Origin of the sequence: Streptomyces sp. NPDC051041 (assembly GCF_044456065.1) — a bacterium.
GTDB lineage: Bacteria > Actinomycetota > Actinomycetes > Streptomycetales > Streptomycetaceae > Streptomyces > Streptomyces glaucus.
In genome coordinates, this window is record NZ_JBITFM010000021.1 from 88159 (window position 1) to 106157 (window position 17999).

At 72.1% G+C, this 17999-nt stretch carries 16 protein-coding genes; 14 read left to right on the forward strand and 2 right to left on the reverse strand.

The features are described 5' to 3' along the window. Positions 1–104 precede the first annotated feature (104 nt). Together ACIBAI_RS25810 and ACIBAI_RS25815 are read right to left on the reverse strand one after the other, a co-directional pair. Positions 105–1334 carry a DUF349 domain-containing protein gene (locus ACIBAI_RS25810; RefSeq protein WP_399037822.1) on the reverse strand — a complete coding sequence of 410 codons (1230 nt, stop codon included), beginning with the start codon at positions 1332–1334 and terminating at the stop codon, positions 105–107. Positions 1335–1472: 138 nt separating this feature from the next. Beyond that, positions 1473–2291, reverse strand: a complete 819-nt coding sequence (locus ACIBAI_RS25815) for a peptidylprolyl isomerase (RefSeq protein ID WP_399037824.1) — start codon at positions 2289–2291, stop codon at positions 1473–1475. Between the two features lie 179 nt (positions 2292–2470). Between ACIBAI_RS25815 and ACIBAI_RS25820 the strand changes: the two genes are divergently transcribed. The 14 genes from ACIBAI_RS25820 to aroB all read left to right on the forward strand — a co-directional run bounded on the left by ACIBAI_RS25820 (position 2471) and on the right by aroB (position 17937). Further along, positions 2471–3187, forward strand: coding sequence for an MBL fold metallo-hydrolase (locus ACIBAI_RS25820; protein WP_399037825.1), 717 nt, complete (start codon positions 2471–2473; stop codon positions 3185–3187). Positions 3188–3200: 13 nt separating this feature from the next. Beyond that, entirely contained in the window at positions 3201–4463 is a 1263-nt protein-coding gene (gene hisS, locus ACIBAI_RS25825) for a histidine--tRNA ligase (RefSeq protein ID WP_399037828.1), read from the forward strand. A gap of 587 nt (positions 4464–5050) precedes the next feature. Next, complete coding sequence (locus ACIBAI_RS25830) at positions 5051–5713, forward strand: vitamin K epoxide reductase family protein (RefSeq protein ID WP_399037830.1); 663 nt, start codon at positions 5051–5053, stop codon at positions 5711–5713. Between the two features lie 44 nt (positions 5714–5757). Beyond that, entirely contained in the window at positions 5758–7113 is a 1356-nt protein-coding gene (locus ACIBAI_RS25835) for a replication-associated recombination protein A (protein ID WP_399037831.1), read from the forward strand. Between the two features lie 331 nt (positions 7114–7444). Continuing rightward, positions 7445–8059 (forward strand): 30S ribosomal protein S4, encoded by a 615-nt coding sequence (gene rpsD / locus ACIBAI_RS25840; RefSeq protein WP_344606335.1) that lies wholly within the window; start codon positions 7445–7447, stop codon positions 8057–8059. A gap of 228 nt (positions 8060–8287) precedes the next feature. Next, positions 8288–8743, forward strand: a complete 456-nt coding sequence (locus ACIBAI_RS25845; protein ID WP_344606337.1) for a DUF948 domain-containing protein — start codon at positions 8288–8290, stop codon at positions 8741–8743. 7 nt (positions 8744–8750) lie between these two features. After that, positions 8751–9116, forward strand: coding sequence for a hypothetical protein (locus ACIBAI_RS25850; RefSeq protein ID WP_399037833.1), 366 nt, complete (start codon positions 8751–8753; stop codon positions 9114–9116). After that, positions 9116–11788: an alanine--tRNA ligase gene (gene alaS / locus ACIBAI_RS25855; protein ID WP_399037834.1), complete on the forward strand. Its 2673-nt coding sequence runs from the start codon at positions 9116–9118 to the stop codon at positions 11786–11788. Before ACIBAI_RS25850 ends, alaS begins: the two co-directional genes overlap by 1 nt. A 35-nt stretch (positions 11789–11823) precedes the next feature. Next, entirely contained in the window at positions 11824–12288 is a 465-nt protein-coding gene (gene ruvX, locus ACIBAI_RS25860) for a Holliday junction resolvase RuvX (protein ID WP_399037836.1), read from the forward strand. Positions 12289–12408: 120 nt separating this feature from the next. Continuing rightward, on the forward strand, positions 12409–14106 hold the full coding sequence (gene mltG, locus ACIBAI_RS25865) for an endolytic transglycosylase MltG (RefSeq protein ID WP_399037838.1): 1698 nt from the start codon (positions 12409–12411) through the stop codon (positions 14104–14106). After that, positions 14087–14926, forward strand: coding sequence for a shikimate dehydrogenase (locus ACIBAI_RS25870; protein ID WP_399037840.1), 840 nt, complete (start codon positions 14087–14089; stop codon positions 14924–14926). Before mltG ends, ACIBAI_RS25870 begins: the two co-directional genes overlap by 20 nt. Before the next feature lie 226 nt (positions 14927–15152). After that, complete coding sequence (gene aroC / locus ACIBAI_RS25875; protein ID WP_399037842.1) at positions 15153–16337, forward strand: chorismate synthase; 1185 nt, start codon at positions 15153–15155, stop codon at positions 16335–16337. Then, positions 16334–16849 carry a shikimate kinase gene (locus tag ACIBAI_RS25880; RefSeq protein ID WP_399037844.1) on the forward strand — a complete coding sequence of 172 codons (516 nt, stop codon included), beginning with the start codon at positions 16334–16336 and terminating at the stop codon, positions 16847–16849. The genes aroC and ACIBAI_RS25880 overlap by 4 nt, the downstream gene beginning before the upstream one ends. Further along, entirely contained in the window at positions 16846–17937 is a 1092-nt protein-coding gene (gene aroB / locus ACIBAI_RS25885) for a 3-dehydroquinate synthase (protein ID WP_399037846.1), read from the forward strand. Before ACIBAI_RS25880 ends, aroB begins: the two co-directional genes overlap by 4 nt. Positions 17938–17999: the final 62 nt, after the last annotated feature.

A 17999-nucleotide genomic window follows, 5' to 3' on the forward strand; every position in this document is an offset into this window, starting at 1 on the left:
CCGGTCCGGGGGGGGCCCCCCCCCCCGCGGGGGGCCGGGGGGGGGGGGGGGGGGGGGGGGGGGGGGGGGGGCCCCCCGGCCCGGGCGCCGCGGCGGCGCCGACGTCAGCCGCCGAACTCCTGCAGCCCCTTCAGCGCCTGGTCCAGCAGGGCCTGGCGGCCCTGAAGCTCCTTCTCCAGCTTCTCGGCCCTGGCGTCGTTGCCCTGGGCGCGGGCCTGCTCGATCTGGGACCTCAGCTTGTCCACGGCGGCCTGGAGCTGACCGGTCAGACCCTCCGCACGCGCGCGCGCCTCCGGGTTGGTCCGGCGCCACTCGGCCTCCTCGGCCTCCTGCAGCGCCCGCTCCACCGCGTGCATCCGGCCCTCGACCCTGGGCCGGGCGTCACGCGGCACGTGGCCGATGGCCTCCCAGCGCTCGTTGATCGCGCGGAACGCGGCGCGGGCCGCCTTCAGGTCCGTGATCGGCAGGAGCTTCTCGGCCTCCTGGGCCAGCTCCTCCTTGAGCTTGAGGTTCTCCGCCTGCTCGGCGTCGCGCTCGGCGAACACCGAGCTGCGGGCGGCGAAGAAGACGTCCTGGGCGCCGCGGAAGCGGTTCCACAGCTCGTCCTCGTGCTCGCGCTGGGCACGGCCCGCGGCCTTCCACTCGGCCATCAGCTCGCGGTAGCGCGCGGCCGTCGGGCCCCAGTCCGTCGAGTCCGAGAGCGCCTCGGCCTCGGCGACCAGCCGCTCCTTGATCCTGCGGGCCTCCTCGCGCTGCGCGTCCAGCTGCGCGAAGTGCTGCTTGCGCCGCTTGGAGAACGCCGACCGCGCGTGCGAGAACCGGTGCCACAGCTCGTCGTCCGACTTGCGGTCCAGCCGCGGCAGGCCCTTCCAGGTGTCCACCAGGGCCCGCAGCCGCTCCCCGGCCGCCCGCCACTGGTCGGACCGGGCGAGCTCCTCGGCCTCCGCGACCAGCGCCTCCTTGGCCTGACGCGCCTCGTCGGACTGCCGGGCCCGCTGCGCCTTGCGCTCCTCGCGGCGCGCCTCCACCAGCTCCACGAGCTTGTCCAGCCGGGCCCTGAGAGCGTCCAGATCGCCCACGGCGTGGTGCGCGTCGACCTGCTCCCGGAGGTGGTCGATGGCGGCCAGGGCGTCCTTCGCCGACAGGTCGGTGGTCCTCACCCGCTTCTCGAGGAGGCCGATCTCGACAACCAGGCCCTCGTACTTGCGCTCGAAGTAGGCCAGTGCCTCCTCGGGGGAGCCGGCCTGCCAGGAACCGACGACCTTCTCGCCGTCGGCCGTACGCACGTACACGGTCCCCGTCTCGTCGACGCGGCCCCACGGGTCGCTGCTCACAGCGCCTCCTCCACATGATGCCCACGAGGGGGCCGAAGAGCTCCCCCGGGCATCGTCCACAGTTTCGTCACGGCCAACATAGGCGACCGGCGGGCGGCCTGTCCGCATCCCGCGCGACCGAAATTTCGCAGTTGGGGGTCAGGATTCGGTGACCGTCGCCTTGTCGATCACGACCGTCGCGTTCGGGGCGCCGTCCCCGGCGCCCGTGCTCTCACCCGCGGCGGCGATCTTCTTCAGCACCTTCATCCCCGCGTCCGAGACGGTGCCGAACGGTGTGTAGCTGGGCGGCAGCTGGCTGTCCTGGTACACCAGGAAGAACTGGCTGCCACCGCTGTTCTTCTGCCCGGTGTTCGCCATCGCCACCGTGCCCGCCGGGTAGACGTTGTCCTTCAGGCTCTCGTCCTTCAGGTTCTCGTCGGGGATCGTGTAGCCGGGGCCGCCGCTGCCGCTGCCCGTCGGGTCGCCGCACTGCAGCACGTAGATGCCGCTGGTGGTGAGCCGGTGGCACTTGGTGTGGTCGAAGAAGCCCTTCCCGGCGAGGAAGTGGAAGGAGTTGACGGTGTGCGGCGCCGCCGACGCCTTCAGCGCGATGTCTATCTCGCCGCAGGTCGTCTCGAGCGTCATCGTGTACTTCGCCGACTTGTCGATGGCCATCGCCGGCTCCTTCTTCCAGGTCTTCGACGTGGCCTTGCCCGCGGCGGGCTTCTCGCACGGGTCCTCGGGCTTGCTCGCCGAGGCGCTGGGCGTGACCTCCGCGCCGGCGTCGGCCCGGTCGTCGTCTCCCTCCAGGACCCCGGTCGTGTACAGCGCGAGGCTGCCCACCAGGACCACGCCGAGCACCGACGCGATCACCGCGTTGCGCGTGCGCGCCCTGCGCCGCGCCTGGGTGCGCCGCTGCTGCTGCCGCAAGAACTTCTCCCGGGCGAGCTGACGCCGCCGCTGCTCCTGGCTGACCACCGGGTTCTCTCCTCATGCGTCTCGTATGCCGACCGGTACGCGTGCGCCCTGTGAGCCGACCGCATGCGTGTGCCCCGTACCGTATATGGGTTCGCTGAGGAATCGGCAGCGCCGGTAGGCTCTGACAGCAGGCGCGACCACCGGAAAGCGCCCCCGTACCGACACAACGAAGGACGATCGTGCTCATTGCCGGGTTCCCCGCCGGGGCCTGGGGGACGAACTGCTATCTCGTCGCCCCCGCCGCCGGTGAGGAGTGCGTGATCATCGACCCCGGCCACCAGGCCGCCCGGGGCGTGGAGGAAGCGGTCCGGAAGCATCGGCTCAAGCCCGTCGCCGTCGTCCTCACCCACGGCCACATCGACCACGTGGCCTCGGTCGTCCCGGTGTGCGGCGCGCACGACGTACCGGCCTGGATCCACCCCGAGGACCGGTACATGATGGGCGACCCGGAGAAGGCGCTCGGCCGTTCCATCGGGATGCCGCTCATGGGCGAGCTGACCGTGGGGGAGCCGGACGACGTCAGGGAGCTGGCCGACGGCGCGAAGCTGGAGCTGGCGGGGCTGGAGTTCACCGTGTCGCACGCGCCGGGCCATACCAAGGGGTCGGTGACCTTCGGCATGCCCGAGGCGGCGGACATCCCGCCGATCCTGTTCTCGGGCGACCTGCTGTTCGCCGGCTCCATCGGACGCACCGACCTGCCCGGCGGCGACATGGCCGAGATCCTCGACTCGCTGGCCCGCGTGTGCCTGCCGCTCGACGACTCGACCGTGGTGCTGTCCGGCCACGGCCCCCAGACGACCATCGGCCAGGAGCGCGCCACCAACCCCTACCTGCGGCAGGTGGCGGCGGGCCGCCGGGACAGCGGCGCCGCCGAGGCTCCCCGACGAGGAATGTGACGAGAGACCTTCCGTGAGCACCTTCAAGGCCCCCAAGGGCACGTACGACCTGATCCCGCCGGACTCCGCCAGGTACCTGGCGGTCCGCGAGGCCATCGCCGCGCCGCTGCGCACCTCCGGGTACGGCTACATCGAGACGCCCGGCTTCGAGAACGTCGAGCTGTTCGCGCGCGGGGTCGGCGAGTCGACCGACATCGTGACCAAGGAGATGTACGCCTTCGAGACCAAGGGCGGCGACAGGCTCGCCCTGCGTCCGGAGGGCACGGCCTCCGTGCTGCGCGCCGCCCTGGAGGCCAACCTGCACAAGGCGGGCAACCTCCCGGTCAAGCTGTGGTACTCGGGCTCGTACTACCGCTACGAGCGCCCCCAGAAGGGCCGCTACCGCCACTTCTCGCAGGTCGGAGCCGAGGCGATCGGCGCCGAGGACCCGGCGCTGGACGCCGAGCTGATCATCCTGGCCGACCAGGCGTACCGCTCGCTGGGCCTGCGGAACTTCCGCATCCTCCTCAACAGCCTGGGCGACAAGGAGTGCCGCCCGGTGTACCGCGCGGAGCTGCAGGAGTTCCTGCGCGGCCTGGACCTGGACGAGGACACGCGCCGGCGCATCGAGATCAACCCGCTGCGGGTCCTGGACGACAAGCGCGAGTCGGTCCAGCAGCAGCTGGCGGGAGCCCCGCTGCTGCGCGACTACCTCTGCGACGCCTGCAAGGCGTACCACGAGGAGGTCCGCGAGCTGATCACGGCGGCGGGCGTGGCCTTCGAGGACGACCCGAAGCTGGTGCGCGGCCTGGACTACTACACCCGTACGACCTTCGAGTTCGTCCACGACGGTCTGGGATCGCAGTCCGCGGTGGGCGGCGGCGGCCGCTACGACGGCCTGTCGGAGATGATCGGCGGCCCCGCGCTGCCGTCCGTCGGCTGGGCCCTCGGCGTGGACCGCACGGTGCTGGCCCTGGAGGCCGAGGGCGTCGAGCTCGAGCTGCCCGCCGCCACCAGCGTGTTCGCCGTCCCGCTCGGCGAGGAGGCCCGCCGCGTGCTGTTCGCCAAGGTCACCGAGCTGCGCAAGAACGGCATCGCCGCCGACTTCTCCTACGGCGGCAAGGGGCTCAAGGGCGCCATGAAGAACGCCAACCGCAGCGGCGCCCGCTACGCCGTCGTCGCCGGGGAACGCGACCTCGCCGAGGGCGTCGTCCAGCTCAAGGACATGGAGTCCGGCGAGCAGACGGCGATCGGCGTGAACGAGATCGTGGCGGAGCTGGAGGCGCGGCTCGGCTAGCGCGTCCGGCTCGCCGAGGGGGCGCCGAGGGACCGGCGCCCGCCACCGGCCGGGAAGCCCGTACCGCGCCGCGCCCGTCACCGCGGCCGTCCGGCCGGCCGCGCCCGGCTCGCCGAGGGCGCGCGGCCGGGGCCCCGGCCGTCGGCTCCCCGGCGGGCAGCCGACGGCCGGACGTCCTGCCCGGCCGTCAACTCCGCGGGCGCGGGTTCGTCCCGCCGGACGATGACGGCGCGCGAGCGCCCCGCGCGCGTGCCGGTCGCCGGATCCGCGCCGGGCACGGACACCTCGCCCGCGTCCCGCGCCGGCCGCCCTGCGGGATCCTCCCGCGGCCCTCTCGCCCGCCCCGCCGAACGCCCAGGTCGGTGCCGTCGGCGGCGGCCACGTCCCGGTACCGCTCGCGCAGTCCGCGCACGTCCCCCGCGAACACGCCCCGCGCGTTGTCATGCTCATCAAATTCGGCTGGAATCGAACGTTCGGGGACGGCTCCACGTCTGCTGTTGTGTCCGTCGAACGGTGGACGCGGGCACGCGTGCGGCACAATGGCCTTGCCCGAAGATGTTCCAGCTCTCAAGTGACGGAACGGCGTGATGAGCAAGACGACAGTCAACGACGTCTCCACCGAGCCCGCCTCCTCGCCGGAGCGCACGGCCGCCGCGCCGCGCGCCGAGGGCGGCAGCCGCGCCTTCGCGCTGCTGCTGGTGATCACGGGCGCGGCCGGACTGCTCGCCGCGTGGGTCATCACGATCGACAAGTTCAAGCTGCTGGAAGCCAAGGTGGAGGGCCGGACCTTCACCCCGGGGTGCAGCCTCAACCCCGTGGTCTCCTGCGGCAGCGTCATGGAGAGCGACCAGGCCTCGGTCTTCGGGTTCCCCAACCCCATGCTCGGCCTCGTCGCCTACGGCGTCGTCGTCTGCGTCGGCATGAGCCTGCTCGCCCGGGCCCGCTTCCCGCGCTGGTACTGGCTCACCTTCAACGCGGGCACGCTCTTCGGCGTCGGTTTCTGCGCCTGGCTGACGTTCCAGTCCCTGTACCGGATCAACGCGCTGTGCCTGTGGTGCTGCCTCGCCTGGGTCGCCACGATCGTCATGTTCTGGTACGTGACGTCCTTCAACGTCCGCAAGGGGTTCCTGCCCGCGCCGGGCTGGCTCAAGGGCTTCTTCGGCGAGTTCACCTGGGTCCTGCCCGTGCTGCACATCGGCGTCATCGGCATGCTGGTCCTGACCCGCTGGTGGGACTTCTGGACCGGCTGACAGCGCCCGTCGCGTCGTCGGCGCGGTGATTTAGGGTTGCCGACGTGGAGCCCGACCTGTTCACCGCCGCAGCAGAAGAACGTCAGGAGAAGGATCCGGCCGGCAGCCCCCTGGCGGTACGGATGCGTCCGCGCACCCTGGACGAGGTGGTGGGCCAGCAGCACCTGCTGAAACCCGGCTCGCCCCTGCGCCGGCTGGTCGGCGAGGGCGCCTCCGGCCCCGCCGGCCCCTCCTCGGTGATCCTCTGGGGCCCGCCCGGCACCGGCAAGACGACCCTGGCGTACGTCGTCTCCAAGGCCACCGACAAGCGCTTCGTCGAACTGTCGGCGATCACCGCGGGCGTGAAGGAGGTCCGCGCGGTCATCGACGGCGCCCGCCGCGCCTCCGGCGGGTACGGCAAGGAGACCGTCCTCTTCCTCGACGAGATCCACCGCTTCAGCAAGGCCCAGCAGGACTCCCTGCTCCCGGCGGTCGAGAACCGCTGGGTGACCCTGATCGCGGCCACCACCGAGAACCCGTACTTCTCGGTGATCTCGCCCCTGCTCTCCCGCTCCCTCCTGCTCACCCTCGAACCCCTCACCGACGACGACGTCCGGGGCCTGCTCAAGCGGGCGATCACCGACGAGCGCGGCCTGAGGGACGCCGTCACCCTCCCCGAGGACACCGAGGAGCACCTGCTGCGGATCGCCGGCGGCGACGCCCGCCGCGCCCTGACCGCCCTGGAGGCCGCCGCCGGGGCCGCCCTCGACAAGGGCGAGACGGAGATCTCCCTCGCCACCCTGGAGGAGACGGTCGACCGCGCGGCGGTGAAGTACGACCGCGACGGCGACCAGCACTACGACGTCGCCAGCGCCCTCATCAAGTCCATCCGCGGCTCCGACGTCGACGCCGCCCTGCACTACCTGGCCCGCATGATCGAGGCCGGCGAGGACCCCCGCTTCATCGCCCGCCGCCTGATGATCTCCGCCAGCGAGGACATCGGCCTCGCCGACCCGAACGCCCTGCCCATCGCGGTCGCCGCCGCCCAGGCCGTCGCCATGATCGGCTTCCCCGAGGCCGCCCTCACCCTCAGCCACGCCACCATCGCCCTCGCCCTCGCCCCCAAGTCCAACTCCGCGACCACCGCGATCGGCGCCGCCCTGGAGGACGTGCGCAAGGGGCTGGCCGGGCCGGTGCCGCCGCATCTGCGCGACAGCCACTACCGGGGCGCGGGCAAGCTCGGGCACGGCCAGGGGTACGTGTACCCGCACGACCTGCCCGAGGGCATCGCCGCCCAGCAGTACGCCCCGGACGCCCTCAGGGACCGCGAGTACTACGCCCCCACCCGGCACGGCGCCGAGGCGCGGTACGCGGACGCCGTCGAGTGGACCAGGAAGCACCTCGGTCGCAGGCGGACCTGAGCGCGCGGTAGACTTCCGCGAAGTGCTGCGTCCCGTGTCCGGCCCCTTCCCGGGGAAGCCGGCGTCACCAGAGCGGGACATCCAGCCGGAGACCCGGCCCCCGGGCGGGGATCTCCAGGAGCGTCGCGCACCGTCGAACGGTGTCGCGGGCAGCCCACCACCACCCGGATTCCCGGGACAGGTCGGTGGGCCACTCGCGTGCTGCACGTATGTGCCCAGACCGGGGAGCGGCTGCCCGGCGGGTCCCTCGGGCCCGCAGGGATTCCCCGGCTGCGGATGCGACCTCCCTTAACCCTGGTGAGCCGGAAACCACGGAAAAGAGACAGAGACAGTGGCGAATCAGTCCCGCCCCAAGGTCAAGAAGTCGCGTGCCCTCGGCATCGCGCTGACCCCGAAGGCCGTCAAGTACTTCGAGGCCCGTCCTTACCCGCCGGGTGAGCACGGCCGCGGCCGCAAGCAGAACTCGGACTACAAGGTCCGTCTGCTGGAGAAGCAGCGCCTGCGCGCCCAGTACGACATCTCCGAGCGCCAGCTGGTCCGCGCCTACGAGCGCGCGGCCAAGGTCCAGGGCAAGACCGGTGAGGCCCTGATCGTGGAGCTGGAGAAGCGCCTCGACGCGCTGGTCCTGCGTTCGGGCATCGCCCGCACGATCTACCAGGCCCGCCAGATGGTCGTCCACGGCCACATCCAGGTCAACGGCAAGAAGGTCGACAAGCCGTCCTTCGTCGTCCGCCCCGACGACGTCGTCCAGGTCCGCGACCGCAGCAAGGACAAGACGCTCTTCCAGATCGCCCGCGAGGGCGGTTTCGCCCCCGACGGCGAGACCCCGCGCTACCTGCAGGTGAACCTCAAGGCCCTGGCGTTCCGCCTGGACCGCGAGCCGAACCGCAAGGAGATCCCGGTGATCTGCGACGAGCAGCTCGTCGTCGAGTACTACGCCCGCTGACCCCGGCTGGCGCGGTACCCCGGCCCGCCGTCTCCCCGCCCCTCCGGCGGGCGAGGCGGCGGGCTCGCGCATGTGCGGGGCTCCCCGCCCCGCCGCACCGGCCCGCGCGGCACCGCCGGCGCACGCGGCCCCACGGTCGCGGACACCAATCCGGTACGGAGCCGCACCCTCGGCGCGATAGGCTCGGTGCACGACTTTTCCGATGCTCAGACACGTTTCAGGGAGCGGGTGCACACAGTGTCCGGTGGAGAGGTGGCCGGAATCCTGGTGGCCGTCTTCTGGGCGATCCTGGTCTCCTTCCTCGCCGTCGCGCTGGCGAGGCTGGCCCAGACGCTCAGGGCGACCACCAAGCTCGTGGCGGACGTGACCGACCAGGCCGTCCCGCTGCTGGCCGACGCCTCCGCGGCGGTGCGCTCCGCGCAGACCCAGATCGACCGGGTGGACGCCATCGCCTCCGACGTCCAGGAGGTCACGTCGAACGCCTCGGCCCTGTCGACCACCGTCGCCTCCACCTTCGGCGGCCCCCTGGTGAAGGTCGCGGCCTTCGGGTACGGGGTGCGCAAGGCGATCGCCGGCCGCCGGGACGGCGAGCCCGCCGGGACGCCGAGGCGTACCGTGATCGTGGGCCGCACCGTCCCGGCCGCGCGGCGAGCGAAGCGCAACCCCCGCGGGAAGAGGGACTGATCCAGGGATGTTCCGTCGTACGTTCTGGTTCACCAGCGGCGTGGCCGCCGGAGTGTGGGCCACCACCAAGGTCAACCGGAAGCTGAAGCAACTGACCCCCGAGAACCTCGCCGTGACCGCGGCGAACAAGGCGATCGAGGCCGGCCACCGGCTCAAGGACCGCGCGGTGGGCTTCGCGCTCGACGTCCGCGACAACATGGTCCAGCGGGAGGCCGAGCTGGGAGACGCGCTCGGCCTCAACGCCCCGGTCGCCGACGACCGCGCGCTCCCCCCGCCCCGGCGGTACGCCGCCATCGAGAACCGCACCGGCCCCGAGCGCGTCGAGGGCCCGGCACACCAGAAGAACCCGTACAACCGGAATGAGGACCACTGATGGAGTCGGCTGAGATCCGCCGTCGCTGGCTGAGCTTCTTCGAGGAGCGCGGGCACACCGTCGTCCCTTCGGCGTCGCTCATCGCGGACGACCCGACTCTGCTGCTCGTCCCGGCGGGCATGGTGCCCTTCAAGCCCTACTTCCTGGGTGAGGTCAAGCCGCCCTTCGACCGCGCCACCAGCGTGCAGAAGTGCGTGCGCACGCCCGACATCGAAGAGGTCGGCAAGACCACGCGCCACGGCACGTTCTTCCAGATGTGCGGCAACTTCTCCTTCGGCGACTACTTCAAGGAAGGCGCCATCAAGCTCGCCTGGGAGCTGCTCACCACGCCCCAGGACAAGGGCGGTTACGGCCTCGACCCCGAGCGGCTGTGGATCACCGTCTACCAGGACGACGACGAGGCCGAGCAGATCTGGCGCGACGTCGTCGGCGTCCCCGCCGAGCGCATCCAGCGCCTGGGCAAGAAGGACAACTTCTGGTCCATGGGCGTGCCCGGCCCGTGCGGCCCCTGCTCCGAGATCAACTACGACCGCGGCCCCGAGTTCGGCGCCGAGGGCGGCCCCGCCGTCAACGACGAGCGGTACGTGGAGATCTGGAACCTCGTCTTCATGCAGTACGAGCGGGGCGAGGGCACCGGCAAGGAGGACTTCGAGATCCTCGGGGACCTGCCGAGCAAGAACATCGACACCGGCCTCGGCCTGGAGCGGCTCGCCATGATTCTGCAGGGCGTGCAGAACATGTACGAGATCGACACCTCCATGGCCGTGATCGACAAGGCCACCGAGCTGACCGGCGTCCGCTACGGCGACGCCCACGACTCGGACGTCTCCCTGCGCGTGGTCACCGACCACATGCGCACCGCCACCATGCTCATCGGCGACGGCGTCACCCCGGGCAACGAGGGCCGCGGCTACGTGCTGCGCCGCATCATGCGCCGCGCCATCCGCAACATGCGCCTGCTCGGCGCCACCGGCCCGGTCGTCAAGGACCTGATCGACACCGTGATCGGCACGATGGGCCAGCAGTACCCCGAGCTGATCACCGACCGCGAGCGCATCGAGAAGGTCGCCCTCGCCGAGGAGAACGCCTTCCTCAAGACGCTGAAGGCCGGCACCAACATCCTCGACACCGCCGTCGCCGAGACCAAGGCCTCCGGCGGGACCGTGCTGCCCGGCGACAAGGCCTTCCTGCTCCACGACACCTGGGGCTTCCCGATCGACCTCACCCTGGAGATGGCCGCCGAGCAGGGGCTGTCCGTGGACGAGGAGGGCTTCCGCCGCCTGATGAAGGAGCAGCGGGAGCGCGCCAAGGCCGACGCCCAGGCCAAGAAGACCGGCCACGCCGACCTGGGCGCCTACCGCGAGATCGCCGACCGGGCCGGCGCCACCGACTTCATCGGCTACACCGACACCGAGGGCGAGTCCACGGTCGTCGGCATCCTCGTCGACGGCGTGTCCTCGCCCGCCGCCACCGAGGGCGACGAGGTCGAGATCGTCCTCGACCGCACCCCGTTCTACGCCGAGGGCGGCGGCCAGATCGGCGACACCGGCCGCATCAAGGCGGACTCCGGCGCCGTCATCGAGGTCCGCGACTGCCAGAAGCCGGTCCCGGGCGTGTACGTCCACAAGGGCGTCGTCCAGGTCGGCGAGGTCACCGTCGGCGCCAAGGCCCACGCCTCCATCGACGCCCGCCGCCGCAAGGCCATCGCCCGCGCCCACTCGGCCACCCACCTCACCCACCAGGCCCTGCGCGACGCCCTCGGCCCGACGGCCGCCCAGGCCGGTTCGGAGAACCAGCCCGGCCGCTTCCGCTTCGACTTCGGCTCGCCGTCCGCCGTGCCGCAGACGGTCATGCTCGACGTCGAGCAGAAGATCAACGAGGTGCTCGCCCGAGACCTCGACGTGCGCGCCGACATCATGAGCCTGGACGAGGCCAAGAAGCAGGGCGCCATCGCCGAGTTCGGCGAGAAGTACGGCGAGCGGGTGCGCGTCGTGACCATCGGCGACTTCTCCAAGGAGCTGTGCGGCGGCACCCACGTGCACAACACCGCCCAGCTGGGCCTGGTGAAGCTGCTGGGCGAGTCGTCCATCGGCTCGGGCGTGCGCCGTATCGAGGCCCTCGTCGGCGTGGACGCCTACAGCTTCCTCGCCCGTGAGCACACGGTGGTCAACCAGCTCACCGAACTGCTCAAGGGCCGCCCCGAGGAACTGCCGGAAAAGGTCTCCGCCATGCTCGGCAAGCTGAAGGACGCCGAGAAGGAGATCGAGAAGTTCCGCGCCGAGAAGGTGCTCCAGGCCGCCGCCGGCCTCGCCGAGTCCGCCAAGGACGTCCGCGGTGTGGCGCTCGTCACCGGCCGGGTCCCCGACGGCACGACCGCCGACGACCTGCGCAAGCTGGTGCTCGACGTGCGCGGCCGCATCCAGGGCGGCCGGGCCGCCGTGGTCGCCCTGTTCACCGTGAACAACGGCAAGCCGCTCACGGTCATCGCCACCAACGACGCCGCCCGCGAGCGCGGCCTCAAGGCCGGTGACCTCGTCCGCACGGCCGCCAAGACGCTCGGCGGCGGCGGTGGCGGCAAGCCGGACGTCGCCCAGGGCGGCGGCCAGGACCCGGCCGCCGTCGGCGAGGCCATCGACGCCGTCGAGCGCCTCGTGGCGGACACGGCCAAGTGAACACCGCCGGACAGCCGAGCGGAGGCGGCCCGGGCATGCGCCGCGGCCGCCGCCTCGCGATCGACGTCGGGGACGCCCGTATCGGGGTCGCCTCGTGCGACCCCGACGGGATCCTCGCCACCCCGGTGGAGACGGTCCCGGGACGGGACGTCCCCGCGGCTCAGCGCCGTCTGGGACAGCTCGTCGAGGAGTACGAACCGATCGAGGTCGTGGTCGGCCTCCCGCGCTCCCTCAAGGGAGGCGAGGGGCCGGCCGCGGTCAAGGTCCGCGGCTTCGCCCAGGAACTGGCCCGCATGATCGCGCCCGTTCCGGTCAGACTCGTGGACGAACGCATGACGACGGTGACGGCCGGCCAGAGCCTGCGCGCCTCGGGCGTGAAGTCCAGGAAGGGACGTTCCGTCATCGACCAGGCGGCAGCGGTGATCATCCTGCAGCAGGCGCTCGAATCCGAACGGGTGTCAGGCACCGCACCCGGTGAGGGCGTCGAAGTGGTCATCTGATCGCGATACGGTAACGTTCCGCGCGATGCGGCGGCATTCGAACAGCCGCCGCACAGCAAGAGGCGGGACGGAGCCGGGCCGGAAGCCGCGCGACCGCCGCCTCGCGGCTCTAGGGGATCGATGACTGAGTATGGCCGGGGCCCAGGCTCCGAACCGTGGCATCCGGAGGACCCGTTGTACGGGGACGGCGGATGGGGAGGACAGCAGACCCACGCGGGCCGGCAGTCCCCCTACGGCGGCCGGCCGCAGCACTATCCGGAGCAGCCGCAGCAGGCGCAGTACGACGACTGGGGCACCGGCGAGCAGCCCGGTTACGGCCAGGCGCAGCAGCACCAGCAGCACGGTCAGCAGTACGCCGACCAGCAGCAGTACGCCGACCAGCAGCAGTACGCCGACCCGGCGCAGCAGCACCAGCACCAGCAGCAGTACGACGGCGGCGGCTGGGCCGCCGGGACGCACCAGCAGGTTCCGTACGGCGCCGACCCGGCCGACCCCTACGGGCAGCAGACCGCCGTGTACGGCGGGGAGCAGCCCGACTTCTACGGCACCCCGGACGCGTACCCGCCGCCGGAGCCGCCGAGCCGCCGGCGCACCGAGCCGGAACCGCGGCAGGAGGACTGGGACCCGGGCCCCGACCAGGGCGAACACGCCTTCTTCGCGGGTGGGGACGACGGTGACGACGGGGACGAGGAGGCCGGCCGTGGCCGCGGTGACCGGCGGAGCCGGGGCAAGGGCAGAAAGGGCCGCAACGGGTTCGCCTGCCTGGTGGTGGCCCTGGTGCTCGGCGGCGGCGTGGCCGGTGTCGGATATTTCGGCTACCAGTTCTACCAGGAGCGTTTCGGTGCGGCGCCGGACTACGCGGGCGACGGCACCGGGGAGACCGTGACCGTCCAGATCCCCAAGGGCGCGGGCGGATTCGAGATCGGGCAGCGGCTGAAGGAGGCCGGCGTCGTCAAGAGCGTCGACGCGTTCGTCGCCGCCCAGTCGCAGCACCCCGAGGGGAAGTCGATCCAGGCGGGCGCCTACCTGCTGAAGAAGCAGATGTCCGCCCGGAGCGCCGTCGCGATGATGCTCGACCCCAAGAGCCAGAACAACGTGATGGTCACTCCGGGGCAGCGCAACGTGAGCGTCTACAAGACGATCGACGAAAAGCTCGGCCTGTCGTCCGGCACCACCAGGAAGGTCGCCGAGGAGAAGTACGAGAGCCTCGGACTGCCGAGCTGGGCGAACGACAACGACGACATCAAGGACCCGCTGGAGGGCTTCCTCTACCCGGGCACCTATCCCGCCGCCGAGGGCATGAAGCCGGAATCGGTGCTGAAGGAGATGGTCGCCCAGGCGGTCGTGAAGTACGGCGAGTACGACCTGGAGGAGAAGGCCGAGGAACTGGACCTGGAGAGTCCGCTGCAGGTCGTCACGGTCGCCAGCCTCGTCCAGGCCGAGGGCAAGACGCACGACGACTTCCGCAAGATGGCGGAGGTGGTCTACAACCGGCTCAAGCCCACGAACACCGAGACCAACCAGCTGCTCCAGTTCGACTCGACCTTCAACTACCTGAAGAACGAGAGCAACATCCACATCAGCGAGTCCGAGATCAACAGCAACCAGGACCCGTACAACACGTACACCCAGAAGGGGCTGCCGCCCGGGCCGATCGGCAATCCCGGCGAGGACGCCCTGAAGGCGACGCTGAACCCGACGGACGACGGCTGGATCTACTTCGTGGCGACCGACGGCGTGAACAAGACCGAATTCGCCAAGACGTACGCCGAGTTCGAAAGGCTGAAGGAAAAGTTCAATGAGAGCTCGGGCAACTGACGTCCGCCGGGCCGCGGTGCTCGGTTCGCCCGTCGCCCACTCCCTCTCCCCGGTGCTGCACCGCACCGCCTACGGGGAACTGGGCCTGACCGGCTGGACGTACGACCGGTTCGAGGTCGACGAGGCGGCGCTGCCCGGCTTCCTGGAGCGGCTCGGGCCGGAGTGGGCCGGACTCTCGCTCACCATGCCGCTGAAGCGGGCCGTGATCCCGCTGCTGGACGGGATCAGCGAGACCGCGGCCCTGGTCGACGCGGTCAACACCGTCGTGTTCGCCGAGGACGGCCGCCGCGTCGGCGACAACACCGACATCCCCGGCATGGTGGCCGCCCTGCGCGAGCGCGGCATCGAGCAGGTCGACTCGGCCGCGATCCTCGGCGCCGGCGCCACCGCATCCTCCGCGCTGGCCGCCCTGGCCCGCGTCTGCACCGGCGAGGTCGTCGCCTACGTCCGCAGCGAGACCCGCGCCGCCGAGATGCGGCAGTGGGGGGAGCGGCTCGGCGTCGAGGTCCGGACCGCCGACTGGGCGGACGCGGCCGAGGCGCTGCGCGCCCCGCTCGTCGTCGCCACCACGCCGTCCGGGACGACCGACGCGCTCGCCTCCGCCGTCCCCGAGATGCCCGCCACCCTGTTCGACGTGCTGTACGACCCGTGGCCGACCGCGCTCGCCGCCCGCTGGTCGGCGCACGGCGGGGCCGTCGTCAGCGGCCTCGACCTGCTGGTGCACCAGGCGGTGCTGCAGGTCGAGCAGATGACGGGACGCGCCCCGGCGCCGGTGGAGGCCATGCGAAGAGCGGGCGAGCACGCGCTGGCGGCCCGCTAGGTTCCGCGGGGCGCGGAACCTAGCGGGGAGGACGGCCCGCGTCCACCGGCCTGCCGCCGGATCCGGGCCGTGCCGTCCGCCTGATGGACCGCGGGCCGGGGCCGGGAGCCGGACGTGGGAGGATCGGAGGTGGCGGACCGGGGCCGCGCACCCGGTCGCGCCGTCGCCGTACGCGAGGACGCGCGTACGCAGGGCAGTACCGGGGCGCGAGCACTGAGGAGCACCGTTGAGCAGGCTGCGTTGGCTGACCGCGGGGGAGTCCCACGGTCCCGCACTCGTCGCGACGCTGGAGGGTCTTCCCGCCGGCGTGCCGATCACCACGGACATGGTGGCGGACCACCTCGCGCGGCGGCGGCTGGGCTACGGGCGCGGTGCGCGGATGAAGTTCGAGCGGGACGAGGTGACCTTCCTCGGCGGTGTCCGGCACGGTCTCACCCTGGGCTCCCCGGTGGCGATCATGGTGGGCAACACCGAGTGGCCCAAGTGGGAGCAGGTCATGGCGGCCGACCCGGTCGACCCGGAGGTGCTGGCGGGCCTGGCCCGCAACGCCCCGCTGACCCGGCCGCGTCCCGGCCACGCCGACCTGGCCGGCATGCAGAAGTACGGGTTCGACGAGGCCCGGCCGATCCTGGAGCGCGCCTCCGCCCGCGAGACCGCGGCCCGGGTGGCGCTCGGCGCGGTGGCCCGGTCGTACCTGAAGGAGACGGCCGGCGTCGAGATCGTCTCCCACGTCGTGGAGCTGGCGGACGCCAGGGCGCCCCACGGCGTGTACCCGACCCCGGCCGACGTGGAGAAGCTGGACGCCGACCCGGTGCGCTGCCTGGACGCGGACGCCTCCAAGGCGATGGTCGCCCAGATCGACCAGGCCCACAAGGACGGCGACACCCTCGGCGGCGTGGTCGAGGTGCTGGCGTACGGCGTGCCGGTGGGCCTCGGCTCGCACGTCCACTGGGACCGGCGGCTGGACGCGCGGCTGGCGGCGGCGCTGATGGGCATCCAGGCGATCAAGGGCGTCGAGGTCGGCGACGGGTTCGAGCTGGCGCGGGTGCCCGGCTCCCAGGCGCACGACGAGATCGTCACCACGGACGAGGGCATCCGGCGGGCCACCGGGCGGTCCGGGGGCACCGAGGGCGGACTGTCCACCGGTGAGCTGCTGCGGGTGCGGGCGGCGATGAAGCCGATCGCGACCGTGCCGCGGGCGCTGCGGACGGTGGACGTCACCACGGGCGAGCCGGCCCAGGCCCACCACCAGCGCTCGGACGTGTGCGCGGTGCCGGCGGCCGGCATCGTCGCCGAGGCGATGGTGGCCCTCGTGCTGGCGGACGCGGTCGCGGAGAAGTTCGGCGGCGACAGCGTGACCGAGACCCGCCGCAACGTGCGGAGCTACCTCGAGAACCTGGCCGTCCGATGAGCTCGCCGCTGATCGTCCTGGTCGGCCCGATGGGGGTGGGCAAGTCCACCGTCGGCCGGCTGCTGGCCGAGCGGCTCGGGGCCGGCTACCGGGACACCGACGACGACATCGTGGCCGCGCAGGGCCGCACCATCGCCGAGATCTTCGTGGACGAGGGCGAGGCGGCCTTCCGGGCGCTGGAGAAGGAGGCGGTGACCCGGGCGGTCGCCGAGCACGACGGCGTCCTGGCCCTGGGCGGCGGCGCGGTCCTGGACGCCGGCACGCGCGCCCTGCTGGCCGGCCGGCGGGTGGTGTACCTGTCGATGGACGTGGAGGAGGCGGTGCGGCGGACCGGCCTCAACACGGCCCGCCCGCTGCTGGCGGTCAACCCGCGCAAGCAGTGGCGGGAGCTGATGGAGGCGCGCCGGCACCTGTACGAGGAGGTCGCCACCGCCGTCGTACCGACCGACGGGCGCACCCCCGAGGAAGTCACCCGAGCCGTCCTGGACGCACTGGAGTTGAAGGAAGCATGAGCGAGGCAGTCACCCGCATCCAGGTGGGCGGCACCGCGGGCACCGAGCCGTACGAGGTCCTGGTGGGCCGCCAACTGCTCGGTGAACTGGGCGGGTTGGTCGGACCGAAGGCCAGGCGGGTCGCCGTCGTCCACCCCGAGGCGCTCGCCGAGACCGGTGACGCGCTCCGGGCCGACCTGGCCGAGCAGGGCTACGAGGCGATCGCCATCCAGGTGCCCAACGCCGAGGAGGCCAAGACCGCCGAGGTCGCCGCCTACTGCTGGAAGGCGCTCGGCCAGTCCGGGTTCACCCGCACCGACGTCGTCGTCGGCGTCGGCGGCGGCGCCACGACCGACCTGGCCGGATTCGTGGCCGCGACCTGGCTGCGCGGGGTGCGCTGGATCGCCGTCCCGACGACCGTGCTGGCCATGGTCGACGCGGCCGTCGGCGGCAAGACCGGCATCAACACCGCCGAGGGCAAGAACCTCGTCGGCGCCTTCCACCCGCCGGCCGGCGTCCTGTGCGACCTGGCCGCGCTGGACTCGCTGCCGGTCAACGACTACGTCTCGGGCCTCGCGGAGGTCATCAAGGCGGGCTTCATCGCCGACCCGGTGATCCTCGACCTCATCGAGTCCGACCCCCAGGCCGCCCGCACCCCGGCCGGCCCGCACACCGCCGAGCTGATCGAGCGGTCCATCCGGGTCAAGGCCGACGTCGTCTCGTCCGACCTGAAGGAGTCGGGCCGGCGCGAGATCCTCAACTACGGGCACACCCTCGGCCACGCCATCGAGAAGAACGAGCGCTACAAGTGGCGCCACGGTGCCGCGGTGTCGGTGGGCATGCACTTCGCCGCCGAACTCGGCCGTCTCGCGGGCCGCCTGGACGACGCCACCGCCGACCGCCACCGCACCGTCCTCGAAGCGGTCGGACTGCCGCTGCACTACCGCTACGACCAGTGGCCCAAGCTGCTGGAGGCGATGAAGGTCGACAAGAAGTCCCGCGGCGACCTGCTGCGCTTCATCGTCCTGGACGGCCTGGCCAAGCCCACCGTCCTGGAGGGCCCCGACCCGGCCGTGCTGCTCGCCGCGTACGGCGAAGTCGGACAGTAGGCGCCCCGGCCGCCGCCCGCCCCCGTCCGCCCTGCGGCGGCGGGCACTTCGGGCCGCCCCCG

Excerpts from the sequence above, each read along its gene's own strand:
- ruvX (WP_399037836.1), top strand. The coding sequence starts at position 11,824 with ATGCGCCGCGGCCGCCGCCTCGCGATCGACGTCGGGGACGCCCGTATC.
- ACIBAI_RS25830 (WP_399037830.1), top strand. The coding sequence starts at position 5,051 with ATGAGCAAGACGACAGTCAACGACGTCTCCACCGAGCCCGCCTCCTCG.
- alaS (WP_399037834.1), top strand. The coding sequence starts at position 9,116 with ATGGAGTCGGCTGAGATCCGCCGTCGCTGGCTGAGCTTCTTCGAGGAG.
- ACIBAI_RS25870 (WP_399037840.1), top strand. The coding sequence starts at position 14,087 with ATGAGAGCTCGGGCAACTGACGTCCGCCGGGCCGCGGTGCTCGGTTCG.
- ACIBAI_RS25850 (WP_399037833.1), top strand. The coding sequence starts at position 8,751 with ATGTTCCGTCGTACGTTCTGGTTCACCAGCGGCGTGGCCGCCGGAGTG.
- ACIBAI_RS25880 (WP_399037844.1), top strand. The coding sequence starts at position 16,334 with ATGAGCTCGCCGCTGATCGTCCTGGTCGGCCCGATGGGGGTGGGCAAG.
- aroB (WP_399037846.1), top strand. The coding sequence starts at position 16,846 with ATGAGCGAGGCAGTCACCCGCATCCAGGTGGGCGGCACCGCGGGCACC.
- mltG (WP_399037838.1), top strand. The coding sequence starts at position 12,409 with ATGACTGAGTATGGCCGGGGCCCAGGCTCCGAACCGTGGCATCCGGAG.